The following is a 24,526-nucleotide window of genomic DNA, read 5'->3' as shown; positions in this document are numbered from 1 at the left end:
TGATGGAAAAGACGACATTCGGTTCCTTCGAAGCCGCCAAAAACAAACGAGGCTTAATTATCATGATTTCGTTGGCGGTACTAATTGTGATTGCTTTTATTATTAGTATGAATACAGGTTACATACGTTTGACTCCTATGGAGTTGATTAATACATTGTTCGGTAAAGGGACCGACAAGCAGGAGTTAATCTTGTTTCAGTTTCGGCTGCCACGTATTGTGATCTCCGTTCTAATTGGGGCAGGTCTGGCTGTATCCGGTGCTGTGATGCAGGGTGTCTTTCGTAATGCGTTGGCGGACCCCGGTATTTTAGGGATTAATGCTGGTGCAGGAATCATGGTTATGCTGTTAATTTCTTTTTACCCTACGGCAACCGCGGCTCCAGTGTATCTGCTGCCAATGGTAGCGTTCGTCGGTGCGGGGCTAACAGCTGCTTTAATCTATGCTCTAGCTTATAAGCGGCACCAAGGAATATCGCCTATGCGCTTACTGTTGACTGGTGTAGCTGTCGCAGCTGGGATGAGCGCAGCTATGATCGTGCTTACACTAAGGCTTGATCCAGAGAAATACCAATTCGTCGCTACCTGGCTGGCAGGCAGCATTTGGGGAACAAGCTGGAAGTTTGTACTGTCACTCCTACCGTGGATTCTTATTCTGGTGCCTTATGTCATCTATAAGGCAAGGGTGATGAATGTACTGAATCTAGGGGAGCAGACCGCTGTGGGACTTGGTGCCGCAGTAACGAAGGAACAATTTCGGCTTCTTGCGGCTGCAGTAGGGTTAGCTGCGGCGAGTGTCGCTGTCAGCGGTGGGATTGGTTTTGTGGGATTGGTCGGACCCCATTTGGCGAGACGGCTAGTTGGACCGAAGCATCAGCTAATGTTACCAACCTCGGCACTGCTTGGGTCACTGCTCGTTATAACAGCGGATACCATTGGACGCTGGATCCTTCAGCCGTCTGAGATTCCTACGGGTATCGTTGTAGCTGTAATTGGAGCACCATACTTTTTGTATTTGTTAGCCCGTACGAAATCTTGATGAAAGTAGGCTGATCTCTCACCAGAAGGAGCGAATTATTAACATGTTGCGTCGTTTTTTTGCTTACTATAGGCCCTATAAGGGATTGTTTATTCTTGATTTTTCTTGCGCTATTGCTGCTGCACTACTTGAACTGGTCTTTCCGTTAGCCGTTAACCGGGTAGTAGATGATCTACTGCCAAGCGGCAATTGGAGATGGATACTCTATTCATGCCTCGGCTTGCTGGGGATATATATTGTCAGTGCCTTTATGCATTTTGTCGTCACTTACTGGGGGCATAAGCTGGGGATTAATATCGAATCGGATATGAGAAAAAAACTGTTTGACCGAGTTCAGAAGTTATCTTTCAATTTCTTTGACAACAACAAGACCGGCCATCTAGTATCCCGGATGACAAATGATTTGATGGACATCGGTGAGATTGCCCACCACGGGCCAGAGGATCTCTTTATAGCAGTAATGACGCTGCTCGGTGTGTTTGGCATTATGCTCAGTATCAATTGGCAATTAGCTATTCTGACGTTTGTGATCGTTCCGCTTATGATTTATTTATCCATGTACTTCAGCCGGAAAATGTCTAAAGCCTTCCACATCATGTTTGCGGACATTGCTGACTATAACGCACGCGTGGAGAACAATGTAAGCGGCATCCGTGTTGTGCAAGCTTTTGCTAATGAGAATCATGAAATATCCCGCTTTGCGGTCAATAACGAACGCTTCCGTATAACGAAGCTGATGACCTATCGAATTATGGCTTGGAATTCATCCTTTAGCTTTGTTCTCATGAAACTGGTCTCGTTATTCGTTCTCGTATGCGGAACATATTTTGTAATCCAGAAGCAAATGACCTACGGTGAATTTATTGCTTTTGTGATGTTGTCCAATGTATTTTTAGGACCACTGCAACAGATTAACTCGGTCATTGAGACCTATCCCAAAGGCATTGCAGGTTTCAAACGTTATCTCGAACTGCTTGAGACGGAGCCGGATGTTGATGATGCGATAGACGCTAAGACAGTTCATGATCTTAAGGGGAATATAACCTTCCATGATGTGGTTTTCGCCTACAGCGATAAAGAAAACGTACTCCAAAATGTGAATCTATCGATTCAAGCAGGAGAGACCGTTGCTCTGGTCGGTCCATCTGGTGCGGGTAAGACAACGCTTTGCAGTCTACTACCTCGCTTCTATGATGTAAGTGAGGGTAACATTAGCATTGATGGAATTGATATTCGTTCCATGAAGCTTGAATCTCTTCGTTCACACATCGGGATTGTACAGCAAGATGTATTTCTGTTTGACGGAACCATCCGTGAGAATATCGCTTACGGGCGGTTGGGTGCCTCCGATGAAGAAATCTGGGAGGCAGCACGGCGCGCCCAACTGGAAGAGCTGATCAAATCCCAGCCTGCTGGGCTGGATACTATGATCGGTGAGCGGGGCGTTAAGCTCTCTGGAGGTCAGAAGCAGCGGCTGTCCATTGCCCGGATGTTCCTGAAGAATCCAACGATTCTCATTCTAGACGAAGCCACATCGGCGTTGGATACCGAGACGGAGTCCGCAATTCAGGAAGCACTTGCAGAGTTGTCACAAGGTCGTACGACGCTTGTTATTGCTCACCGTTTGGCAACGATCAAGAATGCCGACCGTATTGTTGTCGTTGCGGAAGGTGGTATCGCTGAGCAAGGCAGACATGAAGAACTGTTACAGACTGCCGGAATTTACAGTCGACTACATGAGGCACAATTTGGAGCGTAAGAAGCTAGGGGCATCAATAGAATATACTTTTGGAGGGACATAATGAACAATCAACTGGAATTATACGATGTAACGATTATTGGTGGCGGACCTGCTGGGATGTATACAGCTTTTTATAGTGGAATGAGAGACCTCAAGACGAAGTTGATTGAAGCGAAGGATGAGCTCGGAGGAAGAATGCTTATTTATCCTGAAAAAATGATCTGGGACGTAGGCGGAGTAACGCCGACTCTCTGTCATCAGCTGATCGGGCAGCTCAAGGAGCAGGCGCAGACCTTTGAACCCACCATTGTGCTGGGACAGCAAATCATGAATCAAGAGAGACAGGAAGATGGGACGTATATCTTAACCTCGTCAACTGGTGAACAACACTGGACACGAACCGTCATTTTGGCAATTGGCTACGGAATTCTACAGATGGCTAAGCTCGAAATTGAAGGTGCTGATCGCTATGAGGTGACGAATCTTCATTATACCGTTCAGGAGCTGGAGCCATTCCGTGGCAAAAGAGTGCTGATCTCCGGTGGAGGCGACTCTGCAGTAGATTGGGCGAATGAACTGGAGTCGATCGCAGCAAGTGTAACGATTGTACATCGCCGTGAAAAGTTTGGTGGTCATGAGAAAAATATTGTGCGGATGAAGGAATCCTCAGTCAATGTCCGCGTGCCCTATGCAGTAAGCCAATTACACAGCAGTAATGGGGAAACGATAGATCAGGTGACGATCAACCACATAGAAACAGGTGAAACAGAGCAATTTGAAGTGGATGCAGTGATCGTAAACCATGGTCTTAAGAGCGATTTTGGACCGTTAAAAGAGTGGGGCCTAGATATGGGCGATTGGTGTGCGAATGTATCTGATAAGCTGGAGACCAATCTCCCAGGCATATTTGCAGCTGGTGACTTTGTGGATTATACGAGTAAGGTACGTTTAATTGCCGGTGCTTTCACGGATGCAGTTCTGGCGCTTAATAGTGCCAAGCTGTACATAGACCCAACCGCGACAAAAGTCGCTTATGTATCTTCTCATAATGAACGGTTCAAGGAGAAGAATAAAGCACTTGGAGTCGTTGACGACCATTAATAGCGGTAAATTCTCAAGGAATAGGTTTGATTTTAGTGTTGAGCGTATAGGGCTTCTTATCCATTTCGAGCGGAGAGAAGCCTTATGCGCCTTCTTTATATTTCAAGGTTTAATAGCTTGATGATCTGGAAGGGAGAAGAAATGAAGCTATCTAATTATAACCCGGTTCACAGAATTTATATGTTAAAAGAGGCTGGGAAACGCCAATGCGGCGGTGGTCACATCAGTAATCTCCAGATTGCCCAGTCCCCACTCTTCCTGACTCCAATAGAAGCTACCGTTCTAATAATCATTGAAGGGGAGACAGTAGCTCTTAAAATTGGTGAAATTCTTTTTTTAAGTGCAGGTACGACTTATCAAATTGATGTGGCATTAGAGATGGTTACCCCCATTCACGCAATTTCTTATGAGATATACGGGCTAAGCAATAGCACTGAACAAGAACTCATATATGGACTTTGTCATGGAATTTTCCCGGCGAACGGGATCTTACCTGTACGTACGACGAACAAAATAACCCGCTTATTTAGCGAATTGGAAGACGTTGCTGCCAATACTTTAGAAGCACAGGAAAATAGAATTCAATCCTTGCTGCACCAGCTACATTTGCTGGTCGTAGAGGCTGAAAATGAAGCAGACATTACGGATAGTTCATATTTCAGAATGCTCTCTTATATCCACCACAACTTCCAAAGGGAGATTACCCGGGAGATGATGTCTCGAATGATGGGATTCAATCCTCGTTATTTCTCAGTATGGTTCCGCAAGCAGACGGGTTGGAGCTTCACCGAATATGTAACACATTTAAGAGTGAATAAAGCGAAAAAATATTTGATGTCCAGCCAAGCAACAATACAGCAAATTTCTCAAAAAGTAGGCTATTCAGATGGACTATATCTGAGCCGCAAATTCAAGCAAGTCACCGGGATGACTCCAACAGATTTCCGTTTGCGTCCCAAACCGAAGCGGATAGTAGCGTTGCAATTTTTCGGGGATTTACTTGCGCTGGGTGTGAAGCCTGTCGCGGTTGAAAAAGATGTGATGAACTACTCATTGCTTTTACAGCCGGAACTGACGAATGTACGATCGTTTGAGTTGCAGGGATGTCCGTGGGAAGCGGACTTGTCTGGGCTAGAAGCTGATATAGTCATTGCACCGACCTATCTGAGCCCACGTCAGCTTAAATGCATGGAAAAGTTGGGTCCACTAGTTACGGTGGAATGTGATGAAATGGACCGCTTAGAACAGATTCGTTTATTCGGCAGACTGCTGGGAGAAGAGGAGAGGGCAGAGGCATGGATAAGGCACTATCATTTGAAAATAGATTTGGCCAAGCAACGCTTATCCTCACTAATTGAATCTGGTGAAACGGTAGCGGTGTATGAGATTAGGCAAGATAACGGTATTTATATCTGGAATCATACAGCCCGAGGTGTGTACAATCTGTATCCAATGTTAGGGTTAGCTCCACCGGACAAGGTAAGGTCAGATGTTCTGGAGCGGAATGATCATCTATGCATCTCACTGTCGGAATTGCCAATATACGCGGCTGACCATATGTTTGTGGTTGTATCAGGACGAGAGGACTGGATGTCGAGAACACGTAAACGCATTAGCAAAAGTGCGGTTTGGCGCAATCTTCCAGCATTCATGAATGAACGCATATATTACCTGAAGCTTGAGGAATTTTGGGGCAGCGAAGGGCTTGCACTCGAACGTCAGTTGGAGATACAGACAGATTTGTTAACCGGCCATAAGTTAAGCTGACAATCGTCCATAGCCAAATTGATGTATTAGCGTGTATATATGTTTTCCCACGGAGACGGTATATTAAACAAGGATCTAAATGATATTGATTATCAATATCATAATAATATAAAGTCTCAAGGGGGATTTACATTGTACAGAGTAATATCGTTAGGAAAAACAAGCATGATAGCCGTTGTGCTTACGCTGGTGCTAATGTTGAGCGCATGCGGACAAGCTGCTAATCAGGGAAATGCTCCAGCTAGCACGTCTGCTGAAGTGGCTAAAAGCACTAATGATTCTGTAGTTGCCAGCACGGAGCCGGCTGCTGATGCAGAGTACTGGACATACGAAAGCGACAAAGGTCCGGTGCAGATCCCACGCAATCCACAAAGAATTGTAATTCCGGTACAGGATTTTATCGGTGATCTTCTGACGCTGGGTGTGACGCCCATTGCCATTGCTGGGAATGACATCTTGAACCATCCATATTTCAAAGAGGCGCTTACAGGTGTAGAAGTAGTGGGCGATGACATGACGGTGTCCCTGGAGAAAATAACGAGCCTGGAACCGGATTTGATTATCACTTATCAGGAAGATACCTATGAGCAAATCTCCAAGATTGCTCCGACTGTCTTTATTCCTTGGGGTAAATATGACTATAAGGAACGTTTGATCGAGATCGGGAAAATCTTGAACAAGGAGCAGCAGGCTGTAAAATGGGTGGCGGATTTCAATCAGAAGCTGGAAGCGAAGAAAGCGGAATTGGCCGATCTGATCGCAGCTGACAAAAAGGTGGCAATCTTTGAAATTGCCGGTAAAGAGCTGTATCTATACGGTTCGTCATATGGGCGTGGTGGAGAAATTATATACAACGGATTGGGGCTGCATGCACCTGATCTTGTCCAAGAGGTAGCCTTTAAGGAAGGCTGGGCTTCCCTTTCTCTCGAAACGCTGCCCGAGTATCTAGGAGAAGCTGATTATATATTCCAAGGCTTCAGCCGTGGCGTGGAGCAGGATAAACTGGACATTCTGGACAGTGTCTTCTGGCAAAGTCTACCTGCTGTTAAGGCGGGTCATGTGTTCACATACGATCTCAAAACTTATTATCTCTCTGATGCTTATGCACTGGACAAGCAGCTGGATGAGATAGTCACGTTGTTAAAGTCCCTTCAATAAGATAAATTCGAAGCGTGAGATAAAACCACTCACAGATAAAACGCCTTTAGATGCTTATAAGTTATCTTAGTAGGAATTTTGTACAACAATAAAGGGATGTCCGCTTAGCCGCTATGGCTTCGGACATCCCTTTTCCTCATGCATTATTTATTAGCCAATCGGCCAGCTCTTCGGTCTGGGTTAATACCGCGATAGGGTCATAATACCAGGAACGTTCTTCTTTCCAAACATAGAGGTGTCCATTTTTGACAGCAGGAAGGTTGCCCCAAAATGAATCAGCCTTGTAATCAGCTTCTGTAAGGTTATTTGAGGTTAAGATAATATAATCTCCGGCATACTTAGTGAGCGCTTCTTTAGATATTTCTGCCCATTGTTTCTCCATAATCTCAGCTGCTACAGCTGTAGGAGGCTTGCGGCCTAGCGCCTGATAGATGGGCTGTCCACCTCTGCCAAAGTTATCACCATAGACCCAAATAGACTTCCCACCGTCCTCCATGATGGAGAATGTTGCATTTGCCGGGAGCGCCTTGTCCACTTTCGCTTTAGCTTCGGCTATCCGTTTGTCATAATCTGCAAGCCAATCCTTTGCTTCTTGTTCCTTTCCTAGGAGATCTCCGAAATAAGTTAACTCTGCATGAGCATCTTTTAGATCCCCGTAAGGCACAATGATGGTAGGAGCAATTTTGCTAAGCGTATCATAGCTTTCAGCTTGTCCAGAAATAATCAAGTCAGGATTTAGTGCAATGATTTTTTCAGGTGACATTTTACCGTACGCTCCTGTATCCGTAACACCGGTAAGAGCCTTCTTATAATACATATTTTCTAGGGTCAAGCCTGGAGCTCCGACCGGGATAGTATCAAGTGCTATTAGACTTCCCAAGTATTCCTCAGCGACAATTCGTTTAGGATGAACAGGGATTTCAACATCACCTTTTACGGTACTTACTGTCTTGACAGTAGGGGTTTCAGCACTTTCTGCTTCTTGACTAGTTTCGGTTGGTGCTTGTGTTGCTGCTGTTGTATTACTGGTGTTACTGGTACCACCTGTATTCTCCACCGTAGTATTGGAATTTCCACAAGCTGATAGGACTAGAATTAACGCCAGCATGAGGGGAAATAGAAGCCAATGATTCTGTTTTGAAGTATTCTTGTGTAGATTATGCAATTTGTTGTTCCTCCTATGGTAATTGATTATCATTCTCAATAAGAACTTTACAATCTTCTCTGGTTATTTACTATGGACGAATATGATCTTCGTTTGTGCATATTTATGATGTCATCACATGTAGCAATTCTTGAAGCTGTGCTTGAGATGACAGCGGATCAAATCCATAGAACATGTCACCCTTGTTCAGGATGTATACCCGATTGTTACGGACTGCATCTAACTGCTTCCAATCACGAGAACGCAGAAGGCGAGAGAGGCGTTTTCTTCCCTCAGAAGATGATGGGATGCTAGTGATAATAATATAGTCTGCAGGATAGGTTCCGATTTCCTCAATAGATGACACTAAATACCCCGAATCCATTATTCCGTTCTCCATAATGATGGATGGTGGCTTGAATCCAAGATCTCCGTACAAAATCTGACAACCCCTACCGTAACTGCTACTGAAACAATAAGCTGCCCGGGAACTAAGCTCCCAAACGATGGCTGTCCCTCTTTCCGATCCTATCGAATGGTTCAGTTTCTTATTGGCAGCATGGCAGAGCCCATCGTAATGACCTAACCATTCTTCTGCTCGCTGTCGCCGATTGACCACATCAGCGATCAAACCCAATTGCTCTCGCCAGCTCATTTGCATAAAGGGTAATTCAATGACCGGAGCAACTGGAGTCAGAATCTTATTCTCAGGAATATTGTAGCTGATAATGATATCTGGCTCTGCTGAAGCTATCGAATCAAATAGAAGGGAAGAGTTACCTTCGTTCATCGTAAGTTGTTTGGAGGCTGGCACTTGCTCCAAGCTCCGATGCCAATCCGAATAAACACCGAGTTGAGGCATAATTTCCAGTACCCGTAGGATAGCTGTGTGATTGTAGTTTAAAGCTACAATTTTTTTGTTCTTATTCTGATAGGCTGTAGGTGAAAGACCCACAAGCTGCTTGAATTTACGGCTCAGATAAGTCCCTTCTTCATAACCAACCTCATGTGCCAGAGTTGTTAGATTGGGGGAACTAGTGAGGATTCGTTGCTGTGCTCTGCGGATTCTTAACAGTGTAATATAAGCGCTGAAAGTTTGACCCATAATTTTACGAAAGGTACGTGAGAAGTGTTCAGGGCTTACTCCAGCTAATGTAGCCATCTGCTCCCGAGTGATATCTTCGTTGTAATGAGCTTCTATGTAATTAAACACATGTTCAAGCCAGCTTCCTGAGGTCTCCTTTGTTGCAGCCAGTTCATGATGAAGATCCACGATCAATTGAGTGAATAATTGCTGGACCTTAAATGGTTTCCGATCATCGGGTTGTATCCAAGCACTATAAAGCTCACCTGACAGTGCCATCAATTCTGTGGAGGCGTGGTGTAAGGAGGAACTGTCATTTAGAAAATAATCCTCTTGACTACGGTTGGCTATTCTGGCGTACTCTATCCACATCCCCTGTAACTGTTGCTCAGTTTCTAGCTTTAAATTTGAAGATGCAGCAAAGGTCTTGATGCTTCCGGGTTTGAGGTTATGAGGTTCTCCATCTATCTCAAGCTGCCCCTTACCTTCCCAGACAATCATAATACAGGAATTCGTAGCTGGGATGTTATTGGTTGCGTAGTGGGAAAGGCTTGTTAGGCTACAAATCTTAACAGGCATATAAAAAGGATGGGAATGATGTGGCATTCCGCCGGTTTGGATGGGCATGGTAGAAAACGCTCCTTTTTTTCAATGATAATCATTCTCAATTGTAGTATACCAGTCTTTCTTTCTATTGACTATAATGGCTCTTATGATAGTGTTTAGAATAATCCGCTAGCGGGATATTTTAGGCATGAAAGGAATGGGAATTTCATGACAACTTGGAATTTACAAGGAACCGTAAGTCACTTGTTGATATGTAATGGTAGCAGCTGCAAGAAACACAAAGGTGAAGAGGTAGCTGAAGCGATAGAAGATGAGATTGAAAAGCAAGGTGCACAGAGTCTTATACATACGACGGTTACCCGTTGTAATGGTAGATGTTCAGATTCCTGCGTCGTGATCGCATACCCTGAAGGCGTGTGGTATAAAGAGATCACACCTAAATCAGCAAAATCGCTAGTACGGAAGCATTTACAGGGCGAGAGACTTGAAGATCATCTGCTGTATACATATGATGGTCAGCTGATGGCTGCAGATGATAAGGGAGCTAAAGGAAAGAAGAAAAAATAACTGTCCACTGATCGAAGCTTTGCAGCTAAGTGAAATCTAAGCAGAAATGATTGAAGTACCGTCAATTCACTGGCGGTATTTTTTTGTCTTTTCAGGAAAGCAACTTCGTTTCTTTTTGTTTAGTAGAGGATTATGATTGAATGAAAGGAAGATCTAGGGGGAATAGACATGTTTAAGAGGTTTACAGTGGATGATCATGTTCTGGATCAGAAGGATGTTGCAAGAGATGAGGTTCAATATAATTTGATTCATCGAATTCGTGAAATGAAGACGCTCTTAATCAGAAACGGCGCAGTGGTTTGCGGAATCTTTTTGTGAATTACATGAAGAAACTTTTCATACATATATGATGCTTGAGGCTTATCACTGCCTAGTCGTAAAGAAGCCCTCAAATGTTGGAGGATACTTACGGCTTGCGACTGAAGAATACATCACTACGATTGCAGAATTCATGCAGAAATATGTTCACAATTGCTTCATGAAGGGGTAATACCAATGCTTTATGCGGATGCCAAAAACCCGGTTTCCAACAAAGTATATCAATCGATTGGTTTTGTGGAGGCGGGCAGAATTGCGGATATCAAATTTGACTTGCGCCCCTATCGTTGACTATGCTATTAAAAAGTGAATAAAATAACACTTCATATAAGGTGGCGCATGGGGGAGAGGGTTCGATGGAGAGGCTACAGGTGTGGCCGGGGAAGTTTAAAAAGTTTTTTCTGAACAATAAATTTGTGGTAACCTTACTTATTTTATTGTTAACTGGGGTAACTATCCTGGTGTTCTCAAAGATACCGTTTATTTTTACGCCTTTATCTGTATTGCTGCACACAGTGGCTGCACCATTGTTACTATCGGGTATCGCTTATTACTTGCTGAATCCGCTAGTAGACCTAATGGGAAAAAGATTCAGGATGAAACGTGTGTATGCAATCATCATTCTTTATCTGTTAATTGCGGGTATTATTACGTTGATTCTGGTAATGGTGATTCCGATTCTTCGAACGCAATTATCTGGTTTAATTGACGAGTTTCCAAGGTATAGTGACTTGATCCAGGAACGATTTATGAATCTGACGGGTAGCGAATTCTTTGGTCAAGTTCAAGATAGTATAGGAACCAACCTAAGTGAAATTACCAGTAAAATTACGGCTTGGGGCACTTCTATTCTGAATAATGCGCTAACAGGCGTAGGGAGCTTCGTCGGAGCCGTTACGGAGATTGTGCTGGCGGTGGTGACGACACCGTTTATTCTATTCTACTTGCTTCGTGATGGAAAAAGATTGCCAGATTACATTTTGAAATTTGTACCTACCGCGCTGCAGCCGCAGACTCGGATGGTAATGTCGGAAATGAACGCCCAGGTATCTTCCTATATTCGAGGGCAAATTATAGTAAGCTGCTGCATTGGTGCGCTGCTCTATATTGGCTATTTGATTATTGGTCTGGAGTATTCACTTGTCCTTGCCATTGCCGCTGCTTGTACAGCAGTTGTTCCTTATTTGGGTCCGGCAATTGCAATTACACCAGCCTTAATAGTGGCCATGGTTACTTCACCTTTTATGCTGCTGAAGATGATCATCGTCTGGACGGCTGTACAGCTGATTGAAGGGAAGTTTATCTCTCCACAGATTATGGGCAAATCGCTGAAGATTCATCCGATCACTATCATTTTTGTGATTATTTTTGCAGGTAAAATGTTCGGCGTTCTTGGCATTATCCTTGCAGTCCCTGGTTACGCGGTACTCAAGGTCGTATTTACACATATTTTTCAATGGTTCCGGTTCCAGTCCGGATTGTATAAGCAAATTGAAGATAATAAGGAATAATATGGAAGGGTGAAATGTAATGGTAGGACCGATAGCAGTTACCTCCTACGGTAAGCTTCAAGGACGAGGAGAGGGTGGCGTGAACGTTTGGCGTGGAATCCCTTTTGCCGCTCCGCCAGTTGGAGAGCTTCGATTTCGTGCGCCGCAGCCACCAGAAGCTTGGAGCGGAATTAGAGATGCTTCTGAATTTGGTCCAGTTAGCCATCAGCCAGCGGATACGAGAGGGACTCGATTTGGTGGCAAGACACCGCTTCATTCAGAGGATTGCTTGTATCTAAATATTTGGACACCAGCGGCTTATGATGAGCCGCTGCCTGTTATGGTCTGGATTCACGGTGGTACGTTTGTGACCGGGGCTGGAAGTCAGCCGCAATTTGACGGCACAAGCTTTGCTGAACACGGCAAAGTTATCTTAGTGACAATCAACTATCGGCTGGGTCCGTTTGGATTCATACATATGTCTCCTTTTGGTCAAGAATTTGCTTCTAACCAGGGTTTATTGGACCAAATCGCTGCATTAGAATGGGTAAAGCTGAATATTGCTGCTTTTGGAGGGGACCCGCAGCGAGTAACCGTATTCGGAGAGTCTGCAGGGAGTATGAGTATCGCAGCTCTTTTGGCGATGCCAGCAGCAAAGGGATTGTTCACACATGCGATCATGCAAAGTGGGGCGGCTCAGACGCTTCCCTCAGAGCAGGGAAAGTACATTGCAGCAGCTCTGCTAGCTGAATTAGGGATTGCTCCAGATGGCGATACCAGCCTTCTCCATACCTTTTCCTCTGAACAAATTATTGAAGCAGCCGCACGAATGACAAAGAAATTAACTGGAGGTTCAATCGGCATGTTATTTCAGCCGGTCGTTGACGGGAATACGCTTCCCGTAGAACCAGCACAGGCTGTGAAAGATGGAGTGGCATGTGATATTCCATTGCTGATTGGAACCAATCGTGATGAAGGCAACTTGTTCTTCAGAGCAGAAGCACCAGAGGCAGATTTTGACGAATCCCTTAAGGCACTGGAGCAGATGATGGGGACAGGAAGTCTGAAGGAGATTGCCAGCCACTATTCTTCCACCTGGGAGGGGCAAGCCGAGATTCTAACAGATCTATATTTCTGGGGAACGTCGGTCACCTTGGCGGAAAGTCAATTGAAGTATGCACCTGTATGGATGTACCGTTTTGACGGGACGATCCCAAGTCATCCGATGTTAAACAAAGCTGTGCATAGCGCTGAGATTGTCTATGTTTTTAATAATCTCTCTCATCTAACACATCTTAGGGCAGATATTCATCCAGATATGCAGAAGCTGGCAGAAGTTATGCATGATGCCTGGATTGCTTTTGCTCATCGAGGAAATCCAGCAACTACTGAAGTGTTATGGCCAAGATACAACTTGGAAGAACGTGCTACGTTGATCTTTGATGAAGATACGCAAGTAGTTTATGATCCTGAATCAGAGAAACGCAAAAGAATTGCCACTATGCTAGCTTAAAAAGCTTGAGAGGCTGAACGTTGATGTGGGTAGAAGGGTTTAACCATGTAACTGTGAATGTTAGGAATCTAGCGAATTCTTTAGATTTCTATATAGGAATTCTGGGTCTTCAGCTAATCCATAAAGGGAATACAGATGCCTATCTGGAATGGGGAAGCGCCTGGATTTGCCTAATTGAAAAGCCTGAATTTACTGAATCCATAGGTAGTGTAATTGGGATAGATCACATTGCCTTCAGCGTAGCAGAAGAACATTTCGAGGAAGCTGTTCAGGTATTGCAAGCTCACGAAGTACGATTGATTAGAGGGCCTGTTAAACGGGGACTAGGCTGGACGGTTAACTTTCTAGACCCAGACGGGATACAGTTAGAGCTGCATACCTCCAATCTTAGAGAACGAATGAGCGTTTGGAATAACAAACAAGAATAAACAGAAAGGGGAGCTTCTCAGCCAATATGGCTAATGAGCTCCCCTTTTTTCTATCGACCTAAATACTCCTTAATCCCTAGAACTACTGCTTCGGCTATCCTATTCTGTACATCCACCGTGAAGAGTAATGCTTCGTCCTTGGTATTACTTAAGTAACCACATTCTAATAAAATGGCTGGCATTTTAGTTTCTCTTGTTACATGATAATTCGCTTGACGAACCCCTCGATCCTGAAGATCTGTAGCAACAGTAAGATACTTATGAACGGTTTGCGCGAATAATAAACTATCTTTACGTGTGTAATAGGTCTCTGTACCACTAGGATTGCTCTTACTTCCCACCGGGATACTATTGGCATGAACAGAGATGAACAAATCTGCTTTTACCTTATTGGCGAGGTTAGATCTGTCCTGTAGAGTCGGGTATGTATCATCACTTCGAGTGAGCACAACCTCGATATTTGGCTCTTTCTTTAGTAATTCTGCAATTTTTAGTGCTGTTGGCAAGGTGAAATCCTTCTCTTTGCGGTTACTACCAGTTCCAGGATCTTTCCCACCATGCCCTGCATCAATAACGATTATCTTCTTGTCTGTGTTGCCGGTAGAAGGTGGAGGCGTGGTGACCGGTACTTCAGGTACAGTGGTTGCAGGAGGCGTGGTGCTTGTGCTTGTCCCATTTAGATCCACTATAATAAGTCCATCGTTAGCATTCGTAACACTGTAGTTATTCGCGCTGTTCAGATCAATCACGATCCGGATCGTAGAGGGAGAACTACTGAATAATGAATAACGAATGGTTGAGACGTTAGGATATTCGGTAATCGTCAACTGCCCACTTTGGCTTTTTTCGACAGAAAGGTTCTGATGAAAGCTGTCACCAAAGCTGGTGTTCGGTAAATCTACGACAATTCGGTCTTTATCTGTCATTGTGAATACATTAGGTGTTACACTACCGTTCACCGCAACGATTAGTTTATTATCAACAAAGCTAAGATTTGTGACTGCAGCCGTTGAGGAATTTCCGTCAGTTGCTGTGTTACCATTGGATCCATTATCAGAGGGTGCGGTTACAGAAGTGTCTGGAACTGTAATTTCCGGATCGCTTCCGCCAATCTCTGGTACTGGAGAAGTTAAGTAGACCGTTTTGGCCACATTATCCCAACCGACAGTAGTTCCTGTCTGTTCGCCAACAAATCTTAAAGGGACGAGGGTCGTGTTGCCACTCAGAAAAGGAGGGTTGTCCAGTTTAATCTGTTTCCCCGAAGCCTCTGCCATCGCATTATTCACGATAAGCTTTAATGTCGTTCCCTTTTGCTCAATGGTTGCAGTCTTAGTCACATTATCCCATTTCACAGTGTAACCAAGCTGCTCCGTAACGAGGCGAAGTGGAACCATCACGCTTCCATTTACAATTTGAACCTGTGCTTCTTTTGAAATCTTAAGATCATTGCCGTCTAGATTGATGTGTGTCTCTGCAGAGCCGGCATAACCAGTTCCTGGATAAACTAGCACCAACAAAAGCAGCAGTAACGCCAAAAAACCAAACTTCTTCATCTGCAATCCCTACCATCCCCGTTTCTTGGTTTCTAGCAATTCTTACTTTTTCTTCCTATGATGCAGTTTCAGCTTATATAAATCTTAAACGACAATAGTTTCCAAAAGTTGCGCTCCTTTAGAGTGAAAAAGGGAAAATTTCGGTATAAAAAGCGAAAAGAGAGCTTCCCCATACTTTTGAGTTAGCTCTCTTTCCCTAACAATATTTTATTTCAAAGAAGTATAACCCGTTTTTTCTACCAATTCCTGACCCTGAGCAGATTGCATCCAATCTAGAAAGGGTTGAATATTAGGGTTGTCACTTCCAACAGTCACGGCATAAAATTCTGTAGCCAAAGGGTATTGTCCACTGCGAATACTCTCCTTGTCGGGCTTAACACCATCGATGGCGAGTAGGGCAATTTCCCCACTTTGATTCATTTCTGAGGCGTAAAATAAGAAGCTGTACCCGAGTGCATTTTTATAATTGCGATAGCTGGAGGTTTGTTTAATGATTCCGCTCATAATATCCGCCACGTCTTCCTTAGGTGGTGTCATGAGTGTAGTGTCTCCCATAAACTTTTGCAGCATCGTCTGGCTCCCACTATCCTCTGGCCGTTGAAAAGCGCGAATACGGTTATTAGCTCCGCCTACATCTTTCCAATTGGTGATCTTGCCTGCGTAGATATCTTTAAGCTGGGCGGTGGAAAGTCTAGTTACTTCGTTTCGTTTATTCACAAAAAATACGAAAGCCTCGCGGCCGATGGGTGTGAGCTTCAGCTCGACGCCTTTTCGTTTCGCATGTTTCTGTTGGGCAAGAGAAGGAGCAGCGACAAAAATAATATCAGTTTCACCTTCAATTAGTCTTTTGTAAGCTTCCGGTGTACTACTGCAAATCACTTGACTTGTTTGAAAATCATATGGATTATAACTGGCCGCAGGATAAGCAGATTGCACGAAAGCTGAATACAGTGGGTAAAGTGCGGTTGCGCCATCCAATTTTGGTAAGTCGTTATCGATACGATATGTAGAAGGTTTATCTAAAGTTACTGCTTTGGTATTCTCAGCAAAAGGTTCGTATTGTACCAGATTAACCTCTCGATCATCGACTGTGGCAATGCTGTTGATATATGCTTGTTTGATCTCATATGCTGCGGTTACGAGCACACTAAGTCCGAGGATGGATAGCAATACAATATTGCTTGTTTTTCGGGACAACACATTAAATATAAGGAGTACAGCATAAATAGCTATCACAACAGATAAAATCGCCACAAGTGGAGTATAAAACATTAGTCCCCCGTAAAGCGCGGTAATTATCGAACCTATGAATCCTAAAAAAGCTATGACTCCGACAGTAAAAAAGGAGAACAATAACTTCGTCCAGAATGACCCCTTCATCCCAAATGATTCTTTCATAACAACCTCCTTAGAAAAATTCCTAAACTATGGAAGAATAAACATAATTTCATTATACAGATTTTTTTGGATGAGACAGTAGAACAATAACGATAAAAATATGTAAGAAAAGTTGTGATACATGAAAATTTTATGTATATTTTCATAAAGTACTGGACGAATGGCAAGAAGAGGTTTATTCTGAGATTGTGAAAAAAACAACGGAATACAAGATTCTCGGGGTAGGGTGAAATTCCCAACCGGCGGTAATGTTCAAAGCGAACTGAGCCCGCGACTCACTTGTTCTGCTTGCAGAGAAGTGACTGATCTGGTGTGAATCCAGAGCCGACGGTAAAGTCCGGATGGGAGAGGATCATAAGATAAAGGCGCTAGGAGTCTATCCTCTACGTCTTTATTGATAATGCCCCCGAGTCGACCTTTTATGGTGATTCGGGGGTTTTTGGTCTCTTATCGAGGGTTTGTATCGACAAGGAGAATGGAATTATGAGTAATGTAACAGTTTCATCATCAGCAAATAAGGTAAGCAGCACGTCACCGTTACGCAGTGGGTTTTGGCTCGTTGTGTTCGGTGCAGCACTATGGGGCGTTGATCCGCTCTTTCGTATTATCCTCTTAAAATCTTTGACCTCATCGCAAATTGTTCTTTTGGAGCATGTGGTGCTTTTCTTGGCTGCTTCCCCTGTTCTTTGGCGTCACCGGGCGGAGCTAAAAGGCATTGGATTTCGCCAGATTGGAGCTTTGCTAATTGTTTCCTGGGGAGGTTCTGCCGGGGCGACAATTCTATTTACGATGGCACTCTCCAGTGGGGATTTAAATGCTGTGCTGTTGCTTCAAAAGCTTCAGCCGATATTCGCTATCGGTCTTGCAGCCTTAATTCTTAAAGAACGTCTGCCTAAAAATTTCGGAATCCTCATTATTGTGGCACTGGTAGGAACCTATCTGCTGACCTTTGGCTGGAGTATTCCTTTCGGACATGTGAACAACTTTATCGGTGTTAGCAGTCTGATGGCCTTAGGAGCGGCCGCATTGTGGGGTGGCTCGACCGTAATGGGGCGTTATCTGCTTGGGTCAATGAAATATGAGACAGTGACTTCCCTAAGATTTATATTGGCACTGCCGTTGCTTTTCGTTATCACCACATTAGAAGGTGCTCCTTGGCAGATTAATGGTGGATTTGGTGCATCTGCTGCCATAGCTATTAATTTGTTGCTGCAGGCTTTGCTGCCAGGACTACTCAGCATGCTAATGTATTACAAAGGACTCAGCACTACCAAAGCTTCTTTCGCTACATTGGCTGAACTAAGCTTTCCTATGACGGGAGTAATTATTAACTGGATCGTATTCCAGCAGCTCGTCACGCTACCGCAAATTATCGGGTTTGCGCTGATCTGGACCGCTTTATTCTTCATATCGAGTCAACAATCTAAAGCACAAACGCTCTGAACAGACTTTGATTTATAGATTGAACTAAATAAAGTATAAAGGGATGACTGGAATGCCTAGTGGCTTTCGGATCATCCCTTTTTGTATGTCGCTACAATACATTAGACTGCAAAAACTGCAGAAATGTTTGGTACGTAGCATATAGCGCAATAATTTAAGCCTTTACAATAGAGAGGATGATAACAGTGCTTGAACAAGCTATCACCTGTCTACCTCATTTTGCAGGGAGAAATTATCTATGTGTTAATGAAGATTATTTGTACAATTGAAATTTATTTTACCAAAATCGTGAGTATCATTGTCATCATGCTGATTCCTATTACGATCCTTTATTTCTATTCCAATAAGACGACCACGGATGTGCTGCGTACGGAGTTAAATACTTCGAACAGCAATCAGCTCAGTTTTTTTCAGAATCAAGTAGAGAGCAATATGGAGCTTAAGCATTCCCGATATCAATGAAAATTCAACATTTCAGCATCTTTGGGAATTGATTCAGAGCTTCAAGAGTAAAAATAAGGCTTTGCTCCCATACTACCGTTATCTTGCACCGGAGCTACTTGACCACAACCTTTAGGAGGAATGCGGATGAAACAACATTCTGCTCCCGCCATCTATATACAGCTTAAGAACCGGGTGACGGTGCCCAAAGGTAAAGGTGTCACATTGGGTGATATTGCATTTTTGATCGCGGAGCCAGAGCTGAAAGAGTCGCTGGAATCAATTTTGCTAATGAAGCCAGAGCAAAGTGACGGCAATCTAATTTTGATTGATCTTCTGATAGTTATTCCCCGCATTTATGAGCTTGTGCCCGAAGCGGACATTGAGCCGATCGGTGAAGGCAGAACGATTGTGCAGATTGAAAGTTCGGTGGAGAGGCGGAAGCCTTCAGTAGCGATGTTTGTTTTAGTGTGGCTGCTATTGTTCTTTGGGTCTGCGCTGACCATCATGAATTTTCATGCTGATGTAAACATGCAGGAGGTTCAAATCCGAATTGTGGAGATGATAACCGGTCATCGGGATGAACATCCGGTTGTATTTCAGATTGCGTATTCTGTAGGAATCGGCTTTGGGATGGTCATTTTTTTCAACCATTTATTTAAGAAAAAGTGGAATGAAGAGCCTACACCGCTAGAAGTGGAAATGTACCTGTATCAGAAAAATATCGACCAATACGTCATCAATGAGGAGTATAGCAAAATGAGGCGCCGTGGAGAAAATCAACCAGAGAACGTGGAGGACGGAAGATGACGGCACCTATAACACTAGGGTTGAATTTGCTGCTGGGTATTGCAGGGGGGATCGCTGTAGGTGGCGGTGTGATCGCTTTATTTGTGGTTCTCGATATGGTGCCCCGTCTGGCTCAATTAACTTCTTCTTACGATAAAGTACATTGGTACGAGGGTGCGATGGTAGCCGGATCATTGCTAGGGACCGTAAGTGATTTTTGGAATTGGAAAATATCCTCAGGTCCTTTAGTTGAACTTGGTATAGGACTTTTTGACGGGATTTTTGTCGGGATGCTCGCTGCAGCATTGACCGAGGTATTAAATGTGCTGCCGATACTTGCTAAACGCTTGAACATGGCACATTATCTGTTCGGGCTGTTAATGGCGATGGTAAGCGGGAAGGTCGCGGGTTCTTTGTTCGACTGGTTTGTATACCGACAGTAAACGGGGGGTTATAGAATGAGCAAATTTATTCACAGCGGTGATTTTGTGCCAGAAGAGGATCATCAGGAAGAAAACGCTGCGGCTGCCGCAGCAATGAAGAATACTGCAAAGGATTTAGTTGCTGATCACACGGAGACTAACGGAGCTTCTATGACCAGTGAAGACGCAGATCCGGCGGAAAATACTACAGCAGCTGATCCAAGTCAAGGACAGCAGGATGCAGAAGCTTCTGTGGAGCTAGGGGAAGAAGGGCAGAGCCCCGAAGCGTCAGCTCATCCGGATTCCGGGCAGCAGGACGCGGAAGCATCAGATGAGCTAGGGGCAGAAGAGCAAAGCGCTGAAGTATCTGAACAGCCGGATTCCGGGCAGCAGGATGCAGAGGCGTCAGATGAGCTAGGGGCAGAAGAGCAAAGCGCTGAAGTATCTGAACAGCCGGATTCCGGGCAGCAGGATGTAGAAGCATCAGATGAGCTAGGGGCAGCAGAGCAGAGCACCGAAGCATCAGCTCAGCCGGATTCTGGGCAACAGGATGCAGAGGCGTCAGATGAGCTCGGGAATCAGGAGCAGAATGAGCCTAGTAAAGGATTTTTTGCCAGGTTATTCGGCTTAGATTCAGACCCGGAATCCGAAGATGAGACGCAAGCTCAGAATACTCAACAAGCAAGCGGATCAGAGTCCGCAACAGAGTCCGGTGAAGAATCTCAAGCCAAAGTGACGCAAAAGTCCAAACCATCTAAGAAGCAAGCGCAACAAGAGTCACAAGACATTAGCAATCAAAAGGGAAGCGGCAGGCTACAAAAGAAACGGGATCGCGAGCACTCCAACTCGTTAAAAGAATCTGTCATTTACTGGCAAGGTAGTGATGAGATCTCAACGTCCCTGCAAGATACGAAACAAACACTTACTGAGGTAATGGGACTGGGCACAAGCTTTGATGTAACGTTTAGACAGATGTCTTTTGGCGGACATAAGACAGCTCTACTCTGTTTAAGTGGATTTACCAATACAGATGTGACCGATGATATTCTAAAACGTCTGACCTATCTCACATCTGAGAATTTTTCTACGGGTGTGCTGTCTACCTTTATGAATGAATATGTCCCTCACATTCAGGTGGAAGAGGGTAATTCTTTAAGTGAAAGTATCGAGAAAGTACTAGAAGGTTTAAGCGTACTATTCGTCGAAGGTGAGAACAAGGTTATCATCATGGATACTCGTTCTTACCCTAGTCGCAGTCCAGCCGAGCCTTCGATTGATCGGGTGGTGCGTGGTGCGCGCGACGGTTTTACTGAGACATTACTGAGCAATATCTCGCTTGTCAGAAGACGGATTCGTGATCCAGGGCTGAAATATGAGCTATTTCGGGTTGGACGACGGACACAGACAGATGTATGCGTGGCTTACATTGATGATATCGTTGATAAAACACAGGTTAAGTCTGTTATCGACAAAATCAAAAGCATTGATATTGATGGTATTCCTCTGGCAGATAAACAATTAGAGGAGGCGATTATCGGCGGTGGATGGAATCCATATCCTATGGTGCGTTATTCTGAACGCCCTGACGTCGTAGCTTCCAATTTATTGGAGGGACGGGTAATAATATTTGTAGATACCTCACCAATTGTTATTGTTCTTCCGACTACTTTTTTTGATCTTTGTCAACATGCAGAGGAGAATCGTCAGACTCCTTTTATGGGAACGTACTTACGGTGGGTCCGTTTCATCGGTATATTTGCGTCCATGTTCCTGCTGCCGCTATGGATGTTGCTTGTCATTCATCCTGAACTAAAGCCGGCTATGCTGGATTTCATTGGACCTCAAAAGACTGCCAGAATTCCAATACTCGCCCAGTTTCTTATTGTGGAGCTTGGGGTTGATTTACTGCGGATGGCCGCAGTACACACTCCAACCCCTTTAGGCTCAGCGATGGGTCTGATTGCAGCGATATTGATTGGTGATATAGCGGTGAAGAGCGGCCTATTTGTAAATGAGGTTGTTCTATATATGGCTTTAGCATCCATAGGCATGTTTGCGACCCCGAGCTATGAGCTGGGTCTTGCGAATCGAATAGTCAGGCTTGTGTTATTACTAGCCGTAGCGGCATTCCAGGTGCCAGGATTTATGATTGGGACGACGGTACTGACTATTTTCCTAACTACCCATCGGTCCTATAACTCCTCTTATATGTGGCCGTTTATACCTTTTAATGCAAAGGCAATGAGTGAAATTCTAGTGCGCAAGCCAGTCTTAAGCTCGAAGACAAGGCCGTCTTTCAACAAAACTAGAGACAATACAAGAGTGCCGCCTACTCAAAAGAATGATTAACAATCGTAGGAAAATACAAAACTACTGCAAATTAGTCCATTCAATGGAGTTCCCACTGTCTGCTATACTGAATACACTAAAGACAGGGTGGAACCTTGATATTCCACAGAAATTGGAGGACTAAAGAATGTTTCTACACGGTACTAGCCGAATTAACGATGCTGGGCATCTGGAGATCGGCGGATGTGATGTAACAGTATTGAAAGCGGAATATGGAACCCCGCTATATATATTGGACGAGCAATTGGTGAGACAACGTTGCCGGGAATATATGAATGCTTTTAAATCCTCTGGACTTGGGTTCCAAGTAGCTTACGCAAGCAAGGCGTTCTCAGTAATGGCTATGGTTCGTTTGGCTGATGAAGAAGGATTGTCGCTTGATGTTGTATCTGATGGCGAACTTTATACTGCTTTGCAAGCTGGCTTTCCTGCAGAACGTATTCATTTTCATGGCAACAATAAGACATCTGAAGAGATCGAAATGGCTATTGATGCCGGGATCGGCTGCTTTGTAGTCGATAATCTGGTAGAGCTTAACCTATTGCAGTCGATTGCATCTCGTAAAGAAGTTAAGGTTAACATCTTATTACGTGTGACACCAGGTGTCGAAGCGCATACGCATGAGTACATTACAACAGGCCAGACCGATTCCAAATTCGGTTTTGATATCGGCAATGGATCAGCATATGAAGCAGTTAAAGCGGCAGCCAGCAAAAAGAATTTAGTGCTGCTTGGCGTACATTCCCATATTGGTTCTCAAATTTTTGAAACGGATGGATTCCAGCTTGCTGTTGAACGTGTAGCGAGTTTTGCTCGTAGTGTTAAAGAAGGTTTGGAAGTGGACTTCCGTGTAGTAAACCTAGGTGGAGGTTTCGGTATTCGTTATGTTGAGGGTGATACCCCGTTACATGTTTCTGAATATGTAGCTGCAATTACGGATGCCGTGAAGACTCATTTTGCTGGAATCTATAATGCTTTGCCTGAAATTTGGGTGGAGCCGGGCCGCAGTATTGTTGGAGATGCAGGGACCACACTTTATACAGTAGGTACGAACAAGGATATCCCAGGCGTTCGTAAGTACGTTGCCGTTGACGGTGGAATGACTGATAATCCACGTCCTGCATTGTACCAATCTAAATATGAGGCATTACTTGCTAATCGTGCGAATGAAGAAGCTACAGAAACTGTATCCATCGCTGGTAAATGCTGCGAGAGCGGAGATATGCTGATTTGGGATGTAGAACTGCCTGAGGCTGAGAGCGGCGATCTGCTGGCTGTAGCCTGCACAGGCGCTTACAATTACTCGATGGCGAGCAACTACAACCGGCTTCGCCGTCCGGCTTTAGTGTTCGTTCAGAACGGACACAGTGATCTTGTAGTGCGTCGCGAAAGCTATAATGATCTTATTGCCAACGATATTGTTCCTGAGCGTATCGTTAAACAAGCCGCGGTTGCTAAGTAACAGCCGTTAATGTTAGGTAGGGAAAATTGGGAAGCCATAAAGAGCAAGCAGGAATTACTCCTGCTTGCTTTGCTTTGTGCGTAGTTTCATAGTAATATAATTGAGGTATTCTAATTTTGTTTATTTTGAAAGGGGTCATTTACATATGGCAAAGCAAGCGAAAATTACTCTTGAAACAGGCGGTGTAGTGCTGATCGACTTGTTCGATCAAGATGCACCAAACACTGTAGCTAACTTTGAAAAGCTAGCAAAAGATGGTTTCTACAATGGATTGACATTCCACCGTGTTATCCCTGGTTTTGTAGCTCAAGGTGGATGTCCTAACGGAACTGGATCTGGTGGTCCAGGATACACAATCAACTGCGAAATCAACCCAAACAAACACGAGCGCGGAACACTTGCTATGGCACATGCGGGTAAGAACACAGGCGGAAGCCAGTTCTACATCTGCTATGCACCGCAACCACACTTGGATGGAGTTCACACTGTATTCGGTAAAGTAGTTGAAGGTATGGATCTTGTTGATACTTTCAAAGGACGCGACAAAATGACTTCGGTAGAAATCATCGAAGCTTAAGAATTATGAATTTAAAAAGGCTAGTCTCCGGATTATCGGAGGCTGGCCTTTTTTTGGTACGCCCAGCATGGGCGTCATCTTTAGGGTGAAAGTCCCGAACGGGGGCTGGCGAGCGCCTACCGTTAGCCAAGGGCAAGGGTGTCCACCGTGAGGTGGAATCTGAAGGAAGCCGGAGGC

General features: G+C 44.3%; 22 protein-coding genes and 1 riboswitch. Of the genes, 18 read left to right on the top strand and 4 right to left on the bottom strand.

Annotation, left to right across the window (positions count from 1 at the left end):
* Positions 1-2 precede the first annotated feature (2 nt).
* The 5 genes from L1028_RS05845 (at position 3) to L1028_RS05825 (ending at position 6,804) form a co-directional block, all read left to right on the top strand.
* Positions 3-1,037, top strand: a complete 1,035-nt coding sequence (locus tag L1028_RS05845; RefSeq protein WP_042194295.1) for a FecCD family ABC transporter permease — start codon at positions 3-5, stop codon at positions 1,035-1,037.
* A 43-nt stretch (positions 1,038-1,080) separates the two neighbouring features.
* The gene (locus L1028_RS05840; protein WP_234532279.1) at positions 1,081-2,796 is read left to right on the top strand and encodes an ABC transporter ATP-binding protein; all 1,716 of its coding nucleotides are present in this window, start codon (positions 1,081-1,083) and stop codon (positions 2,794-2,796) included.
* A 42-nt stretch (positions 2,797-2,838) separates the two neighbouring features.
* On the top strand, positions 2,839-3,879 hold the full coding sequence (locus L1028_RS05835) for an NAD(P)/FAD-dependent oxidoreductase (protein ID WP_234532277.1): 1,041 nt from the start codon (positions 2,839-2,841) through the stop codon (positions 3,877-3,879).
* 141 nt (positions 3,880-4,020) lie between these two features.
* Entirely contained in the window at positions 4,021-5,646 is a 1,626-nt protein-coding gene (locus L1028_RS05830; RefSeq protein ID WP_234532275.1) for a helix-turn-helix domain-containing protein, read from the top strand.
* A 132-nt stretch (positions 5,647-5,778) separates the two neighbouring features.
* The gene (locus tag L1028_RS05825) at positions 5,779-6,804 is read left to right on the top strand and encodes an iron-hydroxamate ABC transporter substrate-binding protein (protein ID WP_234532273.1); all 1,026 of its coding nucleotides are present in this window, start codon (positions 5,779-5,781) and stop codon (positions 6,802-6,804) included.
* Between the two features lie 136 nt (positions 6,805-6,940).
* Here L1028_RS05825 and L1028_RS05820 read toward each other — a convergent pair whose 3' ends face one another.
* Together L1028_RS05820 and L1028_RS05815 are read right to left on the bottom strand one after the other, a co-directional pair.
* The gene (locus L1028_RS05820) at positions 6,941-7,969 is read right to left on the bottom strand and encodes an ABC transporter substrate-binding protein (protein ID WP_341482483.1); all 1,029 of its coding nucleotides are present in this window, start codon (positions 7,967-7,969) and stop codon (positions 6,941-6,943) included.
* A gap of 103 nt (positions 7,970-8,072) precedes the next feature.
* Complete coding sequence (locus L1028_RS05815) at positions 8,073-9,659, bottom strand: AraC family transcriptional regulator (protein WP_234532271.1); 1,587 nt, start codon at positions 9,657-9,659, stop codon at positions 8,073-8,075.
* A 147-nt stretch (positions 9,660-9,806) separates the two neighbouring features.
* Between L1028_RS05815 and L1028_RS05810 the strand changes: the two genes are divergently transcribed.
* The 6 genes from L1028_RS05810 (at position 9,807) to L1028_RS05790 (ending at position 13,915) form a co-directional block, all read left to right on the top strand.
* A complete protein-coding gene (locus L1028_RS05810; RefSeq protein WP_234532269.1) occupies positions 9,807-10,166 on the top strand; it encodes a (2Fe-2S) ferredoxin domain-containing protein in 360 nt (119 codons plus the stop codon).
* Between the two features lie 168 nt (positions 10,167-10,334).
* Positions 10,335-10,484 (top strand): hypothetical protein, encoded by a 150-nt coding sequence (locus L1028_RS05805; protein WP_234532267.1) that lies wholly within the window; start codon positions 10,335-10,337, stop codon positions 10,482-10,484.
* Positions 10,485-10,661: 177 nt separating this feature from the next.
* Positions 10,662-10,775 carry a GNAT family N-acetyltransferase gene (locus tag L1028_RS31625; protein WP_423803018.1) on the top strand — a complete coding sequence of 38 codons (114 nt, stop codon included), beginning with the start codon at positions 10,662-10,664 and terminating at the stop codon, positions 10,773-10,775.
* Positions 10,776-10,840: 65 nt separating this feature from the next.
* Entirely contained in the window at positions 10,841-11,995 is a 1,155-nt protein-coding gene (locus L1028_RS05800) for an AI-2E family transporter (protein WP_234532266.1), read from the top strand.
* Between the two features lie 19 nt (positions 11,996-12,014).
* Positions 12,015-13,487, top strand: a complete 1,473-nt coding sequence (locus L1028_RS05795; protein WP_234532265.1) for a carboxylesterase/lipase family protein — start codon at positions 12,015-12,017, stop codon at positions 13,485-13,487.
* A gap of 23 nt (positions 13,488-13,510) precedes the next feature.
* Positions 13,511-13,915, top strand: coding sequence for a VOC family protein (locus tag L1028_RS05790; protein ID WP_234532562.1), 405 nt, complete (start codon positions 13,511-13,513; stop codon positions 13,913-13,915).
* Positions 13,916-13,965: 50 nt separating this feature from the next.
* Here L1028_RS05790 and L1028_RS05785 read toward each other — a convergent pair whose 3' ends face one another.
* Entirely contained in the window at positions 13,966-15,468 is a 1,503-nt protein-coding gene (locus L1028_RS05785; RefSeq protein ID WP_234532264.1) for an N-acetylmuramoyl-L-alanine amidase family protein, read from the bottom strand.
* 207 nt (positions 15,469-15,675) lie between these two features.
* Positions 15,676-16,866 (bottom strand): substrate-binding domain-containing protein, encoded by a 1,191-nt coding sequence (locus L1028_RS05780; RefSeq protein ID WP_234532263.1) that lies wholly within the window; start codon positions 16,864-16,866, stop codon positions 15,676-15,678.
* Between the two features lie 208 nt (positions 16,867-17,074).
* A riboswitch (FMN riboswitch) is annotated at positions 17,075-17,223 on the top strand.
* A 126-nt stretch (positions 17,224-17,349) separates the two neighbouring features.
* Between L1028_RS05780 and L1028_RS05775 the strand changes: the two genes are divergently transcribed.
* From L1028_RS05775 to L1028_RS05745, 7 genes are all read left to right on the top strand, one after another.
* Positions 17,350-18,309 carry a DMT family transporter gene (locus L1028_RS05775; protein WP_234532262.1) on the top strand — a complete coding sequence of 320 codons (960 nt, stop codon included), beginning with the start codon at positions 17,350-17,352 and terminating at the stop codon, positions 18,307-18,309.
* A gap of 189 nt (positions 18,310-18,498) precedes the next feature.
* Complete coding sequence (locus tag L1028_RS05770; protein ID WP_423803017.1) at positions 18,499-18,771, top strand: hypothetical protein; 273 nt, start codon at positions 18,499-18,501, stop codon at positions 18,769-18,771.
* 126 nt (positions 18,772-18,897) lie between these two features.
* Positions 18,898-19,560 carry a stage V sporulation protein AA gene (locus L1028_RS05765; protein WP_234532261.1) on the top strand — a complete coding sequence of 221 codons (663 nt, stop codon included), beginning with the start codon at positions 18,898-18,900 and terminating at the stop codon, positions 19,558-19,560.
* Complete coding sequence (locus tag L1028_RS05760) at positions 19,557-19,982, top strand: stage V sporulation protein AB (protein WP_234532260.1); 426 nt, start codon at positions 19,557-19,559, stop codon at positions 19,980-19,982. The genes L1028_RS05765 and L1028_RS05760 overlap by 4 nt, the downstream gene beginning before the upstream one ends.
* A gap of 711 nt (positions 19,983-20,693) precedes the next feature.
* Entirely contained in the window at positions 20,694-22,310 is a 1,617-nt protein-coding gene (locus L1028_RS05755) for a spore germination protein (RefSeq protein WP_423803023.1), read from the top strand.
* A gap of 127 nt (positions 22,311-22,437) precedes the next feature.
* Positions 22,438-23,772, top strand: a complete 1,335-nt coding sequence (gene lysA, locus L1028_RS05750) for a diaminopimelate decarboxylase (protein ID WP_234532259.1) — start codon at positions 22,438-22,440, stop codon at positions 23,770-23,772.
* A gap of 145 nt (positions 23,773-23,917) precedes the next feature.
* Entirely contained in the window at positions 23,918-24,349 is a 432-nt protein-coding gene (locus tag L1028_RS05745) for a peptidylprolyl isomerase (protein WP_234532258.1), read from the top strand.
* The last annotated feature ends 177 nt before the right edge of the window (positions 24,350-24,526 follow it).

Origin of the sequence: Paenibacillus pseudetheri, from assembly GCF_924513355.1 — a bacterium.
In the GTDB taxonomy this organism is placed as follows: domain Bacteria; phylum Bacillota; class Bacilli; order Paenibacillales; family Paenibacillaceae; genus Paenibacillus_AQ; species Paenibacillus_AQ pseudetheri.
The sequence above is the reverse complement of the archived record's forward strand: the minus strand, read 5'-3'. Positions and strand labels throughout refer to the sequence as shown.